We start from the raw sequence: 16,182 nt of genomic DNA, 5'->3' as shown, positions 1-16,182 counted from the left end.
TTACGCGGCATCCATGCCGCGTAAGGTCCCGCGACGGTGGGCGGGCAAGGACCAGTCGAGTTGATCGGTGCGCATGGCTTTCAATAAAACAGCCTGCAAGCTGTCTGGCGTGGTGTCCTCACCGATTGCGGGACCATGTGGCGGCATGGATGCCGCCACTGAGCCTCCACGGATGGATTTACGGCGTGTCCCGCGAGCGGTGAGGGCACCGCGCGCTCGACCAACTCAGCGTTTGACCTGGACGTTTGACTGCATCCACGCAATCGCACCTGCATCTGCGCGATGCCCTACATTGCCAGCGCAGGGCCAGTGCGGCGCAGCGCTGGCCGCGTCAGCACATCACTGAACTCAACGGAACGGCATGCCGCCGCGGCCGCCCATGGCGCCCATCATGCCCTTCATGTTGCGCATCAAGCCCTTCATGCCGCCGCCGGCCAGCTTGCCCATCATCTTTTCCATCTGCTGATACTGCTTCATCAGCTTGTTGACGTCGGCCGGCTGCATGCCCGAGCCGCGCGCGATGCGCGAGCGGCGCGAGCCGTTGAGCAGCGCCGGGTTGCGGCGCTCTTTCTTGGTCATCGAATTGATGATCGCGATCATGCGCGGCACTTCCTTGCCGGTGACCTGCTGCTTGACGTTGTCCGGGATCTGGCCCATGCCCGGCAGTTTGTCCATCAGCCCATGGATGCCGCCCATGTTCTGCATCTGCTCGAGCTGTTCCTTCATGTCGTTGAGGTCGAACTTCTTGCCCTTGGCGACCTTGGCGGCGAGCTTGGCGGCTTTTTCCTGATCGACGCTCTGCTCGACCTGCTCCACCAGCGACAGCACATCGCCCATGTCCAGGATGCGGCTGGCGACGCGGTCGGGATGGAACACGTCCAGGCCGTCGGTCTTTTCGCCGGTGCCGACGAACTTGATCGGCTTGCCGGTGATGTAGCGCACGCTCAGCGCGGCACCGCCACGGGCGTCGCCGTCGGTCTTGGTCAGTACCACGCCGGTCAGCGGCAATGCCTCGCCGAAGGCCTTGGCGGTGTTGGCGGCGTCCTGGCCGGTCATCGCATCGACCACAAACAAGGTTTCGGTGGGGTTGACCGCGGCGTGCAGCGCCTTGATCTCCTCCATCATCGCCGCATCGATCGCCAGGCGACCGGCGGTATCGACCAGCAGCACGTCGACGAAGGACTTGCGCGCGTCGCTGATGGCGGCGCGCACGATGTCCACCGGCTTCTGCGAGGCATCGGAGGCGAAGAACAGCACGCCGACCTGTTCGGCCAGGGTCTTGAGCTGCTCGATCGCGGCCGGGCGATAGACGTCGGCCGAGACCACCATGACCTTTTTCTTGCGCTTTTCCTTCAGGTGCTTGGCGAGCTTGCCGACCGTGGTGGTCTTGCCCGCACCCTGCAGGCCCGCCATCAGGATGATCGCCGGCGCCGGCACGTTGAGGTTGAGGTCGGTGGCGGCCGCGCCCATGACCGCAGTCAGTTCGTCGCGGACGATCTTGATCAGCGCCTGGCCCGGGGTCAGCGACTTGAGCACTTCCTGGCCGACCGCACGCACCTTGATGCGTTCGATCAGCGCCTGTACCACCGGCAATGCGACGTCAGCTTCGAGCAATGCGATGCGCACTTCACGGGTGGCTTCGCGAATGTTCTCCTCGGTCAGGCGGCCGCGGCCGCGCAGGCGCTCCATGGTGCCGGAGAGACGTTGGGTAAGGGACTCGAACATGCGCAAAGGACCGCGTGAGGGGAAACGGGCGTCGATTATAGCGGCACAGCCCAATCGGCCGCCCTGCCCGGCTGGGCATGCCCGCTCTTCCGATTCCCGACTCCCGATTCCGGCGCCAGCCCCCAGTGTGCGAAACTTCCACGATGACAATCGTTCTCATCGCGTTCGCCTTGTATCTGTTGGCCACCGCGCTGCTCACCCGTTCGGTGCTGCGCGATGGCAACCAGGCGCCTGCACGCTGGCTGATACCGGCGCTGGCGGCAGTGGCGTTGCACGCCGGGTACCACGTGCTGGTGGCATTCCGCACCGCCGGCGGGCCGGACATGCACTTCTTCGCGGCACTATCGCTGTGCGGGCTGGGCATGGCCGCGCTGACGGCGGTGTTCGGCGGGCGCGGGCGCATGGCGGCGGTGGGCGTGGTGGTGTTTCCGCTGTCGGCGATTCTGCTGGCCTGCTATCACGCTTACGGCCATGAGCCGAGTTCGGATCTGGGCTGGCGGCTGGAGCTGCATGCCTGGATGGCGCTGCTGGCCTACGCCACGCTGGGGATCGCCGCGCTGCTGGCGATCATGCTGTGGTTGCAGGAGCGCGCGCTACGCCGACGCGATTTCCATACTTGGCTGCGTGCGCTGCCGCCGTTGACCGAGTTGGAGACGTTGCTGTTCCGCACGATCACGGTGGGCTTCGTGCTGCTGAGTCTGACCCTGCTGACCGGCCTGCTGTTCGTGCAGGACTTTCTGGCGCAGCGGCTGTTGCACAAGACCGTGCTCAGCATCCTGTCGTGGATCGTGTTCGGAGCGCTGCTGATCGGCCGCTGGCGCAATGGCTGGCGCGGCACCAAGGCGGTGCACTGGACGCTGACCGCGATGGTGCTGCTGGTGCTGTCGTTCTTCGGCAGCAAGTTCGTGATCGAGCTGGTGTTGGGGCCGCGCTGAGCTCAGGCATCCAGCGCAGCGCTCACCGCGGCCCACGGCTGATCCGGGCCAGCGCTGGCGAAGTGATAGGCGATGCGGCGGCGGTAGATCTCGCCGGGCCGCAAGATTGTCGACGGGAAGTTGGGGTGATTGGGCGCATCCGGGTAGTCCTGCGGTTCCAGACACACGCCGCGGCCCAGGCCGGGATGATGTGCGTCCAGATGCTGGCCTTCGTAGAGTTGCACCGCCGGTGCATCGCTGGTGATGCGTAGCGCCACGCCACTGTGCGGCGAGTACAGCTCGGCAACGCAATCGGCGTCGGCGGCCAGCACCAGGCATTGGTCGTAGCCTTTGCCGAGCACCACTTGCGGATGCGATGGGTCAGTGTTATCGGACAACGCGGCAGCAATGCGGAAATCGAACGGCGTGCCGGTGATCGAAGCGATCTCGCCGGTCGGGATCGATTCGGCATCAACCGGCAGATAGCGATCGGCCGGCACGCGCAGCACCTGCCGCGCGGCACTGTGATGCGGGTCGCCGGACAGGTTGAAATATGGGTGATGGGTGAGATTCAACGGGGTGGCGGCATCGCACTGCGCCTCGAAGTCCAGCTGCAGCTTGCGTCCCTCCAGTTGCAGCCGCGCACGCACCTGCAGATTACCGGGATAGCCTTCTTCGCCATCGGGCGAGTCGTAACCCAGCAAAACCTGATCCGAGGTGTGCTCGAGCACGCTCCACACGCGCCGGCCGAAGCCGCGTAGGCCACCGTGCAGCTGGTTGCGCCCCTCGTTGGCCGCCAGCGTGTGAGTGACGCCATCCAATGTGTAACGCGCCCCGGCGATGCGATTGCCGAAGCGGCCGACCAGGATGTTGAGGCTGTCGCCGTCGGCCGCGTAAGCGGGCAGATCCGGCAAGGCCAACAGCAGCGGCACCACGCCCTGTGCCGTGGTGAGCCGCAGCGCATGCAGGATGCCGCCATAGGTGAGCACTTCCGCCTCCAGCCCAGCCTCGCTGCGCAGCGTAAGCGCGTGGACCTCGACACCGTCTGGCAACTGCCCGAATACGCGCTGCATGAATCGTCCTGCCGATAGTGGAAGCTGGCGAGCATAGCGGGAGAGCGCCGTCGCCGACCATGCCGATGCGCGCATCGTGACGCTAGCACTCGCTTTCCAGGGCAACTAGGGCCTGTTAACACTAATGGCCCGAGCGATTAAACTATTGAGCATGGAGATCACGCCAGCACAATTTTCTCTGATCGAACACTGCCTGCCGGCGCAGCGCGGCAATGTCAGCATGACCAACCTGCAAGTGGTCAACGCCATCCTTTACGTTGCCGAGCATGGCTGCAAATGGCGCGGCCTACCCAAGCGCTTTGGCAACTGGCATACGGTCTACACACGCATGAACCGTTGGGCCAAGGCGGGTGTGCTGGACCGGATGTTCGCCCAATTGCAGAAGTCCCAGATCGTGCGCATCAAAATCGAAGCAGTCTCGCTGGACTCCACCAGCGTCAAGGTCCATCCCGATGGCACGGGTGCATTAAAAAAAACGGCCCGCAGGCCGTCGGCAAGTCCCGCGGTGGATGGAACACCAAGATTCATATGGTTGCCGCAGATGCTCGAACAGCCATCACCTTTGGATTGACGCCTGGCAACGTGCATGACGCACCTGCAGGCCGCGCGTTGCTTGAACACCTCGGGCCAGTGGAGCGGCCGATTCATTTGTTGATGGACCGTGCTTATGAAGGCAACGAAACCCGCCAGTTGGCGCTCGATCTTGGCTTCGTTCCGGTGGTTCCACCGAAATCCAATCGGGTCGAGCCTTGGGAATACAACCGGGAGATGTACAAGCGGCGCAACGAAGTAGAGAGACTGTTCCGTCGCTTGAAAGGCTACCGCCGGATTTTCTCGCGCTTCGAGAAGCTAGATGTCATGTTCCTTGGATTCCTCAGCTTCGTCCTAGTCGTTGATGGGCTTCGGATGTGTTAACAGGCCCTAGCACCGAATGGGCGTGCAGACCGGGCTCGCCGGTGGACGAGCAGTCGCGTCTGCTACTGCAGATCTACCCAAGTGCAACGGGTGCAACGGCGCACTGGCAAAACACCGGTCTGACCGTCCTGGTCGACGCGGGATTGCCGGTACCGTCGCCGACCACTACACCAGCTGCCACGCCACGGCCGCGCAGCTGAGCGCGCTGCAGGACTGGATCGAGCTGCATCTGCCGGCAGTGGCGCCATGATCAAGCCCGCCAGCCTGCGCGCGCATCTGGTGGCGGCCTTGCCGGACCTGGCACGCGACGCCGACCGGCTGCCGGTATTCATCGACGCCGGCAGCCTGGTCAGCACGTTCCAGCAGGGGCTGTCGTTCGAGTACCAATACACGCTCAATCTGATCCTGACCGACTACGCCGGCCACCCGGACAGCGTGATGCTACCGCTGCTGGAATGGGTGCAGGTCAATCAGTCCGAGCTGCTCTCCAACCCTGCGCGCCGTGGCGACATCGCCTTCGAGGCAGACATCCTCGCCAACGATGCGGTGGATCTGTCGATCAAGTTGCCGCTGACCGAGCGCGTGGTCGTGACGGCGAAAGACGGCGGCGGGTATGACATGACGCATGCGCCCGAGCCGTTGATCGATACGACATGGATGAGCTGAGCACGCTGAAGACCTGGGCCGCGCCGTTGCTGGCGCGCCTGCAGCCCGGCGAACGCCGCACGCTGGCGCGCAAGATCGGAACGGAACTGAGGCGCTCACAGAGCCAGCGCATCGGTAAGCAGCAAGCGCCCGATGGCTCACCTTATGCACCGCGCAAGCAGCAGCTGCGGCAGAAGTCTGGACGCGTCAAGCGCGCGAAGATGTTTGCGAAACTGCGTCAGGCCAAGTTCTTCAAGGTCAGCGCCAGCCCCAACGCTGTGAGCGTGGGGTTTGTTGGGCGCGTGTCGCGCATTGCGCACGTGCATCAATACGGGCTGAGTGAGCAAGTGCGGTCTGGTGGTCCCAGAGCACATTATAAAAACGCGTGTTACTGGGTCTGTCCATTGAAGACCGAAATATCATAGGGAATCAGCTCCTGAATCACTTGGGCGGGTGAAGAAGGCAAGTCAGGAGCATTACAGCTCGAGCGCATTGCACGAGCAATGATGACCACGCGCACATTCGAGACGCCAGATTTTTGACGCGGAAAGAAAATGTGGGTAGGTTGACATCGGGGAGGCAACGGAATGCTGCGCCGATCCGGGGCTTTCCCGTCCCCCGAAATCAAGGAGTGATGTCATGGAATCGAAATTTGACCGCAACAGGTCTAGCAAGCTCACCAACCTGCGCACCGCCTGTCTCGTATTCTCGCTCTCAGCTGGAATGCTCGCTACGATGCCGGTTATGGCCCAGCAGGTGTTGCCAAATGTTGCCAATCTCTCAGCGGATCAGCGCACCGAGCTCAGCAAATTATTGAAAGCAGAGCTCCAAAAGACTATAGCTAGTCAGAAGCGCCTCCCTGGTCAGGTCGTGTCGCCTGTTGATGTTCGCTTCGATAGTAAAACTGGAATGGTTCTAATCGAGCTTGGCAAAGGATTTGTCCCGAAGGGAGATAGCCACATCTCGGGTGAACTAGGGATGGTCTGATCAACGGCATCGGAGGATGAGCCTAACCACATCGACCAGGCTGACGGCGCTCAGATCCTCGATTTTTTTGCCGTTTCCGGCGCGTTTGCAGGGTGTTGCCCGGGTTACAGGCGCACGTTCCCCATCGTCGGCAGTAACTGCTTTCGCTTCATCCACAGGTTCGATAGCGCAAACAAGGTCAGCACCTGCGCGGTGTTCTTGGCCAGGCCGCGATAGCGGACCTTGGTGTAGCCGAACTGGCGCTTGATCACCCGGAATGGATGCTCCACCTTCGCGCGCACGCTGGCCTTGAAGTGTTCCCAACGTCTTTCCCGAGCACGCTCGCGTTTGTTGCCGAGGGCTTGCATCGTCGAGGGCCTGGCGGCGATGAAGAATGCAGCCTTGCAGGCCTGCAGTTCTTCGCGTTTGTCCGCACCGGTGTAGCCGCTATCGCCGAACACGCTGTCTTCTTTGCCATGCAGCAACGTGTGCATCACCGTGACATCGGCGACGTTGGCGGCTGTGCAATGGACGTGGTGCACCAACCCGGAAAATTCATCCACGCCGATGTGCGCCTTCATCCCGAAATACCACTGATTGCCCTTCTTGGTCTGATGCATCTCAGGGTCGCGCGCGTTGTCGGCATTCTTGGTCGAACTGGGCGCCGCGATCAGCGTCGCATCGACGATCGTGCCCGACCGCAGGCTCTGGCCCTTGCGCGCCAGATGCGCGTTGACCGCTTCCAGCATCCGCGCGGCAAGGCCATGGGTCTCCAGCAGGCGCCGAAAGTTGAGAATCGTGGTCTCGTCCGGAACGTTGTCCAAGCCACCGAGCTGGGCAAACCGCCGCAAGGTCGGGATCTCGTGCAGTGCTTCTTCCATCGCCGGATCGCTCAGCGCATACCACTGCTGCAGCAGATGAATCCGCAACATCGTCGCCAGTGCGTACGGCTGCCGACCTGGCCGGCCCGATACCGGATAGTGCGGCGCGATCAGACCGAGCAGTTGCTGCCACGGAACCACCTGCTCCATCTCGGCCAGAAAGATCTCGCGCCGGGTCTGCTTGCGCTTGCCCAGGCCCTCAGCGTCACCGAACGTCAGTTGCATGGATCACTCCTCAACATCAGGCGGGTAGTGTCGCGTATCTGTGGTGCGTTGTTCAGAGGTTCCTTAGACCCTGTTTTTCAAGACGCAGCCATGCGCGGCATTGAAAAAGGCTATCGTGTAAATCGCGACGGGAAGACGTGTGTCGCTCAAAAGCTGACGGTTCCCAATACTTCGGCTGTGGTGAACGGCCCGAAGATCACTATCGCGACCAACTTCGTAGGAAACCCACAGTTTCCGCTGGCGTACGAAAGAAAATTCACAACATGCCCCAGCGGCTGGACATGTCCTTCTTTTAGCAAGACATATGCGACTGAGCAAGCATCACCATTGACAAATGAGTGGTACTGCACCGGATCAAGTAGCACGAAGACGACTTCATTTGAAATGCTGACCACTGTTGTCGACGCTGATGGTGTGAAGACAGAAGCAAAAAGCACTTTCACCTGCAAGGCCGTCACCTAAAATTTTTAAGTGGCGACTGGTATTTTACCTATTTACAGACTACCCCGTTAGATAATTTCGCTCCAAGTACCTAAGATCATTTCTTCGGTTCTTGGAGCGATTATGGCTTCGTTTACTGCTGTCGATCTCTCTAAGGATGGTCTGATCAACGGCATCGGAGGATGAGCCTAACCACATCGACCAGGCTGACGGCGCTCAGATCCTCGATTTTTTTGCCGTTTCCGGCGCGTTTGCAGGGTGTTGCCCGGGTTACAGGCGCACGTTCCCCATCGTCGGCAGTAACTGCTTTCGCTTCATCCACAGGTTCGATAGCGCAAACAAGGTCAGCACCTGCGCGGTGTTCTTGGCCAGGCCGCGATAGCGGACCTTGGTGTAGCCGAACTGGCGCTTGATCACCCGGAATGGATGCTCCACCTTCGCGCGCACGTTGGCCTTGAAGTGTTCCCAACGTCTTTCCCGAGCACGCTCGCGTTTGTTGCCGAGGGCTTGCATCGTCGAGGGCCTGGCGGCGATGAAGAATGCAGCCTTGCAGGCCTGCAGTTCTTCGCGTTTGTCCGCACCGGTGTAGCCGCTATCGCCGAACACGCTGTCTTCTTTGCCATGCAGCAACGTGTGCATCACCGTGACATCGGCGACGTTGGCGGCTGTGCAATGGACGTGGTGCACCAACCCGGAAAATTCATCCACGCCGATGTGCGCCTTCATCCCGAAATACCACTGATTGCCCTTCTTGGTCTGATGCATCTCAGGGTCGCGCGCGTTGTCGGCATTCTTGGTCGAACTGGGCGCCGCGATCAGCGTCGCATCGACGATCGTGCCCGACCGCAGGCTCTGGCCCTTGCGCGCCAGATGCGCGTTGACCGCTTCCAGCATCCGCGCGGCAAGGCCATGGGTCTCCAGCAGGCGCCGAAAGTTGAGAATCGTGGTCTCGTCCGGAACGTTGTCCAAGCCACCGAGCTGGGCAAACCGCCGCAAGGTCGGGATCTCGTGCAGTGCTTCTTCCATCGCCGGATCGCTCAGCGCATACCACTGCTGCAGCAGATGAATCCGCAACATCGTCGCCAGTGCGTACGGCTGCCGACCTGGCCGGCCCGATACCGGATAGTGCGGCGCGATCAGACCGAGCAGTTGCTGCCACGGAACCACCTGCTCCATCTCGGCCAGAAAGATCTCGCGCCGGGTCTGCTTGCGCTTGCCCAGGCCCTCAGCGTCACCGAACGTCAGTTGCATGGATCACTCCTCAACATCAGGCGGGTAGTGTCGCGTATCTGTGGTGCGTTGTTCAGAGGTTCCCTAAGCTGCAAGCGCCAGACCTTATCGAGGCACTGGACTTCGAGGCTATATTTTCCGAGGCGCTTGCCCAATTTCGTCGACTGATGCCGGAGTTCTCCGCGCTCACGGAAGCCGATCCGGTCTACAAGCTCCTGCAGCTGTTTGCCGCTCGCGAGTTGCTGATCCGCCAGCGCGCCAACGACAAGGCGCAGCAGACCATGCTGGCCTTCGCCACCGGCACCAACCTCGATCACCTCGATCACCTCGGCGCGCTGTTCGGCGTCGCACGACTGATGCTCGATCCGGGCCAAACGGAGACCGGCATTGCACCGTCCTTTGAGTCGGACGTGGACTTCCGCCGCCGCATCCAGCGGGCACCGGCGGGCTTCAGTGTTGCTGGCCCCGAGAGCGCATGCATCTATCACGCGCTCAGTACAGCGGCCGGTGTCATGGATGCCAGTGCCATCATCCAGCCCGCGGGCGTGGCACTGAGCAGGAAGCGGCGGAAGATTGGACGTGTCGATGATAAGAGCTTCTTCAGCGATGCGCCGACGCAGTTGGACCTTGAAACTGTGCATGGCGGGGCTCCTGCGAGCTGCGGCGATGCAGCCATGGGCGCAGACATCGGTCCTTGCTCGTAATACGCTGGCGCCACGCCTGCCGATCTGGCAGTGCGTGAACGACTCGACCAACCCGCACAGGAGCGCCAAGCCGATGCAGTGGATTTCCCTCGCGTTGCGAATCCCGCGCAGGCGGATGTTGCAATCAATCGTCGCCGCTGCATTGATAACGAACGCACTTGCCGCATCGGCTGCCGAGGTCAAGGTGAGCGGTACGCTGCGCGTGGACAAGCCCGGTGCGCAAGTGTCGCGGCAACTGTTCGGCCAGTTCGCCGAGCATCTGGGTACCGGCATCTATGGCGGGGTGTGGGTCGGCGAGGACTCGGCGATTCCCAATACGCGTGGCTATCGCGACGATGTGGTGGCCGCGTTGAAGGCCATTGCGGTACCGAACATTCGCTGGCCGGGTGGCTGCTTTGCCGACGAATACCATTGGCGCGACGGCGTCGGGGCGCAGGCCAAGCGCCCGATCCGCGTCAACACGCACTGGGGCGGCGTGGAAGAGTCCAACCGGTTCGGTACGCACGAGTTCATGGACTTTACCGAGCTGCTTGGTACCCAGGCGTATATCGCCGGCAATGTGGGCAATGCGGCGCCGGACGAGATCGCGCAGTGGGCCGAATACATGACAGCACCCACGCGCTCGAGCCTGGCCCAGGAGCGCCGCGCCAATGGCCGCGATGCGCCATGGCAGGTGCCCTACTTCGGCGTGGGCAACGAGCTGTGGGGCTGCGGCGGCAATATGCGCGTGGAATATGCGGCCGACGTATATCGGCGCTACCAGACCTTCGTCAAGGCGCCGGTCAATCAGAAGATCCTCAAGATCGCGCCCGGCCCCAACAACGACGATTATCACTGGACCGAAGTGATGATGCGCGAGGCCGGCACGTTGATGGACGGCCTGAGCCTGCACTACTACACCGTGCCCGGTGGCTGGCCGCCACGCGCCTCGTCTACCAATTTCGACGAAGCCGCCTGGATCGATACGCTGTCGCGCACGCTGGTGATGGACGAGCTGATCACCAAACACAGCGCGATCATGGACCGCTACGATCCGGACAAGAAAGTGGCGCTGGTCGTGGACGAATGGGGCACCTGGTACGCCGGCCTGCCCGATGCGAACCCGGGCTTTCTGCATCAGCAAAACAGCCTACGCGATGCGCTGGTGGCGTCGTTGAATATCGACATCTTCAGTGTGCATGCCGAGCGCGTGCGCATGGCCAATATCGCGCAGATGGTCAACGTGCTGCAGGCAATGATCCTCACCGACGGGGACAAGATGGTGCTGACGCCCACCTACCACGTGTTCGCGCTGTACAAGCCGTATCAGGACGCCACCTACCTGCCGCTGCACTTGCAGACGCCCGAGTACCGTCACGGCGATGCGCATGTGCCCGCCGTGCACGGCTCGGCGGTCAAGAGCAAGGATGGGCATGTGTATATCGCGCTGACCAATCTGGATGCGAACTCGGCGGCGAGCATGAGCGTGCAGGTAGAAGGCCTGTCGCCGAGCAGCGTGGAGGGGCAGATCCTCACTGCGCCGGCGATCACCGCGCACAACACCTTCGCCCAGCCACATGCGGTGGAGCCGAAAGCGTTCAAGGGAGCGCGGGTGCAAGGCAAGGCGCTGAGCGTTGCGCTGCCGGCGCATTCGATTGTGATGCTCAAGCTGGAGTGAGCGATGGTGATGGCAAACGCGTTGACTGAAAGCCGCCGGCGCGCTTGATTGTCATGTCCAAGCTAGAATGAGCAACAACGGCGGCGGTAGCTGCCGCCGTTGTAGTTGATCAGGAACGATGACTTGGGGTGCTGCACTTTTCAAAGTGGACCGCTTGCAAGCAACTTGGCACGCATTTGCGAGTCAACGCATCACGCCTTTGTGCGCCTTATTGACCAGAGCGCAGGACACAAAGGGTTGCAACTCAGATGCTGGCTATGCACCGGTTGCTGCTTGAGCTGTCGCAGATGTCAGCGCTGGCTCGGCAATGCGCCACTCCGCCGGCAGGCGTTCGAGTACGTGGTCCATAAAGGCGCGCACCTTTGGAGTGAAGTCGCGGCGGTCGGCGACGCACAGGTAGATGCGCAGCGGCTCCGGTAATGCCTGGGCGGTGCTGCGGAGATCGGACACAAACAGCGGCTGCAGCTGGCCGCGCTGCAGGTACGGCTGCACGACATACGCGGCCAATCGTGCAATGCCGCCGCCGGCAGCGGCCATGGTGGCGAGCGCATCGATATCGTCGCTGACCATCGCTTTGCCCAGCTCCGGCTGGAAGCGCACGCCATTGCGGACGAAGTTCCAAGGCAGACAACGCCCATCGACCGGGTAACGCAGCAACAGGCAGTGGTGGTACTTCAATTCATCCGGGGTCTGCGGCGTACCGCAACGGGCCAGGTAATGCGGTGCCGCGCAGACCACCAGCGGCACCTGCGCGATGCAACGCGCCACCAGGCCGTCTTCCAACTGCGCTTCGATGCGCAGGCTGACGTCCACGCTTTCCTGCGCGTGCTGCACGGCGCGGTCGGTGCACAACAGCTCGATCTCCAGTTGCGGATACCGCTGGCGCAGCGCCGGCAACATCGGGGCGAGCACATGGCGCGCAAATGCGGCGGTGCTGGCCACCCGCAAGCGCCCGGCCGGGGCCTGCTGCGGACCGGCGACCGATTGCCGCGCGCGTTCCAGGTCGCGCTCCAGCTGCCGCACCTGTTCGAAGTACAGCGTGCCGCGCTCGGTGAGCGCCAGGCTGCGCGTGGTCCGGTGCAGCAGGCGCACGCCCAGATGCTGCTCCAGACGGGCGATGTTCTGGCTGACCGCAGCCGCGCTGACGCCGAGCAACTTGGCACCACCAGCAATGCTGCCGGCATCGACGGTGCTGACAAAACTACGGATGGACTGAAGAATGTTCATTGTTGAGGCACGTATTACCAAACGATTCGTAATTTTTTCTTACGTAAGCCACAAGGCTACGCGATCTACCCCGGCCGCGGTGGCGTCTCTACAGTTCCCTTCCCGCCGCGGTTGTGCGGCAGTCGAGGTCATCCCCATGTCGTCATCTCCACCCTCCTCCCCGTTGGCGCGACCGCGCTGGAAACTCGGTGTGCGCGCCACCCCGTTCGTCTTCGCGTTCTACATGGCCGCGATCATGGCCTTGCTGATGTGCCTGGTCATCACCGGCGCCAACACCGGGCTGGCACCCGGCTATCTATGGCGCGTGCTGGACGCCTACCGCATTGCGATGCCCACCGCGTTCTGTTGCGTCTTGGTGGTGCGGCCATTGGTGATACGACTGGTGGCGTGGACGGTGCACGCGGGGCATTGAAGTGTGCGTGGATGTGCATCTGCCGGTCGCAGACAAGTGTTGCCGCGCAGCACGGCACAGACCGCGTTTGCGACCGCCGTCATGCCACTGATGGATTATTCCGTAATGAACACCACGGAACTGAAACACGCCCGACAATTGCTTTGACACTGAAGCAGCACCTGCGCAGCGTCGCTTCTCCACGGACGTGAGTCCGTCTTTTGGGGAAGCACGCATGAACACGCTACGCAGTGTCGCTGTGCAGTTCGCTGTTGTGTTGGGCATGGCGCTGGCACCGAGTGCGCAGGCGCAAACCCTGGTGTGGGAAGACAACTTCAACGGGCCGGGTATCGACGGCAACAAATGGACCTACGACGTCGGTAACGGCTGCCAGATCGGCTTATGCGGTTGGGGCAATGGCGAGATGCAGTACTACACCAGCCGTGCCTAAAATGCGCGTATCGATAATGGCCGGCTGGTGATCGAGGCGCGGCGCGAAGCGTTTCAGGGTATGCCATTCACCTCGGCACGGCTCAAGACCGAAGGCCGCATGCACTTCACATACGGCACGCTGGAAGCGCGCATCAAGACGCCGGTGGTCGGCAACGGGCTATGGCCGGCGTATTGGATGCTGGGCACGATCGGCGTATGGCCCGGCCGCGGCGAAATCGATCTGATGGAGGCCGGCATGGCGGCGGCAATCGCCGCCGGCACCGCCAACCGCCACATCGGCGCGGCCGTGCATTGGGACTACAACGGCGCGCAAGCCGATTACGACACCAGCTATACCAGCCCGGTAAATCTGCACAACGACTTCCATGTGTACCGGATGACCTGGGACCCACAATTCATCCGCGTGTCGATCGACGGCCAGCAGTACTTTGAATTTGCGATCTCCAACATCCAAGGCGCCTCGTTGCACGAATTCCACCAGCAGCAATATCTGCTGCTCAATCTTGCGGTGGGCGGCACCTATACCGGCATTACCTCGCCTGCTGCGGTGACGGCGCCGCTACCGGGCAAGATGGAGATCGATTACATCCGGCTGTATCAAAACCCCGGCGCACAACTGTATGTCGGCGCGCAACATGCCGCGCCTGCGGGGCGCTTCGGTGTATTCACCGAGCAAAGCGATACCAGTGCGCGGCTGACCTTCGGCCAGGATGCCGAGCTGTACTTATGGAACAACCTCACCCCGATTGCGCAGACCCCATTCGAAGGCCGCAACGTGATGGCGTACCGCGCCAATGCCGGTGCCTGGTACGGCCTGGGCATCCAGACCGACTATCGCAATATGTCCGCGTATGCGGGCGGCGCACTGAAACTGCACGTTAAAACCACTACGCCTTCGACCTTCAAGATCGGCATCAACACCAGTTTCGGCGACAGCTGGGTGGACTTCGCCGCGGGCGGCAATCAGTACGGATTGGTGCGCGATGGCGCCTGGCATGAAGTCAGCATCCCCTTCAGCGCGTTCTACGATCTGGATCTGCAGGCGGTCAAACAGATGTTCATGCTGGTGGCCGATCCCCCGGCTGCGCCGGTGGAGATCGCCATCGACAAGGTTTACTACCAGAGCCGTTGAACCGGCCCCACGAGCTGGATGCAGCCAACGTTTACGCGTTGGCTGCAACGCCTTTGAGCATGTCGATCAGCTGACGCAGGCGGTAGGGCTTGGGCAGAAAATCCACTTGCGGCGGCAGTGGCGGCAACTGCGCCTTGGCAAACCCGGACGCCAGGATGATGCGCGCCTGCGGCAGCAATTGCGTCACCTGCTCGCTCAGCTCGATGCCCGACATGCCGTTGGGCATGCGGATATCGCTGAACACCACATCGTAAGGGCCGCTCTCGCGCAGCATGCGCAATGCACTGTGCCCATCGTCGGCGGTGTCGACGGTGATGCCGGCATCGCGCAGTGCCTCGCCGATCAGTTCGCGTAACTCTTCTTGGTCCTCAACCATCAGCAAGCGCAGGGATTCAGTCATGCTCGGCGTCCTCGATGGCCGGGAGAAACAAGGTCACGGTGGTGCCGTGTCCGGGTGCGGTGTCAAGCTCGACAAAACCACCGGATTGGGTCGCGAAGCCGAACACCTGGCTCAAGCCCAGGCCGGCGTTCTTGCCCGCATCCTTGGTGGTGAAAAACGCGTCGCCAGCGCGCTGCGCGACATCCGCCGGCATGCCGCTGCCATTATCGCGCACCGCAACGCTGACGTAAGTGCGCTGTGCAGCGTGCGGGTCGGACGGTGCGGCACGCCGCTGTACGGCGGTGGCCAGCACGATCGTACCGCCATCGGGCATGGCATCGCAGCTATTGAAGACCAGGTTGAGCAATGCGGCGTCCAATTGACCTGGGTCCATACGCACATCCGGCAGTGTCTGGGCCAATTCAAGCGAGAGGCCAATGCCGGCCGGGCACGCACGCAGCAGCAGTTCCAACGCGCCGGTCACGACTGCATTGACTGCATGACGTTGCGGAGGCGATTGCTGCCCGCGTGCGAAGGCGAGCACGTGGCGGGTCAGCAAGGTGCCCCGCTCCACTGCCGTCTGCGCAGCACCCAGCAAGGTGCGCAGACGCGCATCCTCGCCCGCACGCCGCGAGATCAGATCCAGGCTGGTCGCCATCACGGTCAGCAGATTGTTGAAGTCATGCGCCATGCCCCGCGTCAACCGGCCCAGCGCCTGGCTGCGTTGCGCCTGCGCCAGCACCTGCTGCGATTGCTGCGCTGCATGGCGTTCGCTGATATCGCAGGTCACCACGGCAAAACCGACCAGCACGTCGAGTTCCAATACCGGCTCGATCACCACGCTGGCCAGGAACTGGCTGCCATCCTTGCGCAAGCGCCAGCCTTCTGCAGCTGCGCGACCATCGCGTCTGGCGATCTCAAGCAGGTGTGCCGGCTCGCCGCGCGGCGCATCTTCGTGCGCATGAAACCGCGAAAAATGCGTCCCCATGACCTCGGCAGCGGCGTAGCCGTGAATGCGCTCGCAGGCTGTATTCCAGCTACGCACGTGACCGCCCGTATCGAGCGTGTAGATCGCGCAATCGCACATGCTCTCGAGCAACAGCTGGCACTGCCGGCTGTTGTGAGAAAGCGGCCCGACGGTGTCGGTGGCCGTTTCCGCATCCATCACGCGATGTTTCCCCCTGCAAAGCGCGCGACCATAGTGACGGATACGTGAAGGCCATG

The 16,182-nt window shown here is 62.2% G+C and carries 14 protein-coding genes and 3 pseudogenes; 10 read left to right on the top strand and 7 right to left on the bottom strand.

Annotated elements, in window-relative coordinates; all coding sequences use genetic code 11:
* Positions 1-348: 348 nt before the first annotated feature.
* Positions 349-1,725, bottom strand: a complete 1,377-nt coding sequence (gene ffh / locus NMB96_RS12920) for a signal recognition particle protein (RefSeq protein ID WP_255084989.1) — start codon at positions 1,723-1,725, stop codon at positions 349-351.
* A 143-nt stretch (positions 1,726-1,868) separates the two neighbouring features.
* Between ffh and NMB96_RS12915 the strand changes: the two genes are divergently transcribed.
* Entirely contained in the window at positions 1,869-2,660 is a 792-nt protein-coding gene (locus tag NMB96_RS12915; RefSeq protein WP_074056958.1) for a cytochrome C assembly family protein, read from the top strand.
* A 2-nt stretch (positions 2,661-2,662) separates the two neighbouring features.
* On the opposite strand, the gene NMB96_RS12910 is transcribed toward NMB96_RS12915, so the two are convergent.
* Complete coding sequence (locus NMB96_RS12910) at positions 2,663-3,712, bottom strand: aldose epimerase family protein (RefSeq protein ID WP_255084988.1); 1,050 nt, start codon at positions 3,710-3,712, stop codon at positions 2,663-2,665.
* Between the two features lie 151 nt (positions 3,713-3,863).
* Here NMB96_RS12910 and NMB96_RS12905 point away from each other — a divergent pair.
* From NMB96_RS12905 to NMB96_RS12890, 4 genes and pseudogenes are all read left to right on the top strand, one after another.
* Positions 3,864-4,627 (top strand): IS5 family transposase gene (locus NMB96_RS12905; protein ID WP_095574585.1). Its coding sequence is split into 2 segments (ribosomal slippage): positions 3,864-4,179 and positions 4,179-4,627, totalling 765 coding nucleotides; the frame shifts between segments, so codons are not numbered across the junction.
* Between the two features lie 246 nt (positions 4,628-4,873).
* Complete coding sequence (locus NMB96_RS12900) at positions 4,874-5,293, top strand: phage tail protein (protein ID WP_183086842.1); 420 nt, start codon at positions 4,874-4,876, stop codon at positions 5,291-5,293.
* Positions 5,281-5,729, top strand: a pseudogene (locus NMB96_RS12895) (phage virion morphogenesis protein). Before NMB96_RS12900 ends, NMB96_RS12895 begins: the two are co-directional and overlap by 13 nt.
* A 182-nt stretch (positions 5,730-5,911) precedes the next feature.
* Entirely contained in the window at positions 5,912-6,259 is a 348-nt protein-coding gene (locus tag NMB96_RS12890; RefSeq protein ID WP_255084987.1) for a hypothetical protein, read from the top strand.
* 104 nt (positions 6,260-6,363) lie between these two features.
* Here NMB96_RS12890 and NMB96_RS12885 read toward each other — a convergent pair whose 3' ends face one another.
* Complete coding sequence (locus NMB96_RS12885; RefSeq protein ID WP_183086593.1) at positions 6,364-7,344, bottom strand: IS5 family transposase; 981 nt, start codon at positions 7,342-7,344, stop codon at positions 6,364-6,366.
* 90 nt (positions 7,345-7,434) lie between these two features.
* On the opposite strand from NMB96_RS12885, the gene NMB96_RS12880 reads away from it, so the two are divergent.
* Positions 7,435-7,806 carry a hypothetical protein gene (locus NMB96_RS12880; RefSeq protein ID WP_255084986.1) on the top strand — a complete coding sequence of 124 codons (372 nt, stop codon included), beginning with the start codon at positions 7,435-7,437 and terminating at the stop codon, positions 7,804-7,806.
* 249 nt (positions 7,807-8,055) lie between these two features.
* On the opposite strand, the gene NMB96_RS12875 is transcribed toward NMB96_RS12880, so the two are convergent.
* A complete protein-coding gene (locus NMB96_RS12875; protein WP_255084985.1) occupies positions 8,056-9,036 on the bottom strand; it encodes an IS5 family transposase in 981 nt (326 codons plus the stop codon).
* 38 nt (positions 9,037-9,074) lie between these two features.
* Here NMB96_RS12875 and NMB96_RS12870 point away from each other — a divergent pair.
* Both NMB96_RS12870 and NMB96_RS12865 read left to right on the top strand, forming a co-directional pair.
* A pseudogene (locus tag NMB96_RS12870) lies at positions 9,075-9,593 on the top strand (baseplate assembly protein); the annotation flags it as partial.
* A 199-nt stretch (positions 9,594-9,792) separates the two neighbouring features.
* Entirely contained in the window at positions 9,793-11,376 is a 1,584-nt protein-coding gene (locus NMB96_RS12865; protein ID WP_255084983.1) for an alpha-N-arabinofuranosidase, read from the top strand.
* A gap of 255 nt (positions 11,377-11,631) precedes the next feature.
* Here NMB96_RS12865 and NMB96_RS12860 read toward each other — a convergent pair whose 3' ends face one another.
* On the bottom strand, positions 11,632-12,603 hold the full coding sequence (locus tag NMB96_RS12860; RefSeq protein WP_255084982.1) for a LysR family transcriptional regulator: 972 nt from the start codon (positions 12,601-12,603) through the stop codon (positions 11,632-11,634).
* Positions 12,604-12,739: 136 nt separating this feature from the next.
* On the opposite strand from NMB96_RS12860, the gene NMB96_RS12855 reads away from it, so the two are divergent.
* Together NMB96_RS12855 and NMB96_RS12845 are read left to right on the top strand one after the other, a co-directional pair.
* Entirely contained in the window at positions 12,740-13,015 is a 276-nt protein-coding gene (locus tag NMB96_RS12855; protein WP_023903163.1) for a DUF2798 domain-containing protein, read from the top strand.
* Between the two features lie 214 nt (positions 13,016-13,229).
* A pseudogene (locus NMB96_RS12845) lies at positions 13,230-14,579 on the top strand (glycoside hydrolase family 16 protein).
* Positions 14,580-14,610: 31 nt separating this feature from the next.
* Here the strand turns inward: NMB96_RS12845 and NMB96_RS12840 are convergent.
* Positions 14,611-14,979 (bottom strand): response regulator, encoded by a 369-nt coding sequence (locus NMB96_RS12840; RefSeq protein ID WP_006450601.1) that lies wholly within the window; start codon positions 14,977-14,979, stop codon positions 14,611-14,613.
* A complete protein-coding gene (locus NMB96_RS12835; protein ID WP_023903159.1) occupies positions 14,972-16,123 on the bottom strand; it encodes a two-component system sensor histidine kinase NtrB in 1,152 nt (383 codons plus the stop codon). The genes NMB96_RS12840 and NMB96_RS12835 overlap by 8 nt, the downstream gene beginning before the upstream one ends.
* Between the last annotated feature and the right edge of the window lie 59 nt (positions 16,124-16,182).

It is taken from the genome of Xanthomonas hortorum (assembly GCF_024339125.1).
Taxonomy (GTDB): domain Bacteria; phylum Pseudomonadota; class Gammaproteobacteria; order Xanthomonadales; family Xanthomonadaceae; genus Xanthomonas; species Xanthomonas hortorum.
Note: the sequence above shows the minus strand (reverse complement) of the source record. Positions and strands in the feature narration are given on the sequence as shown.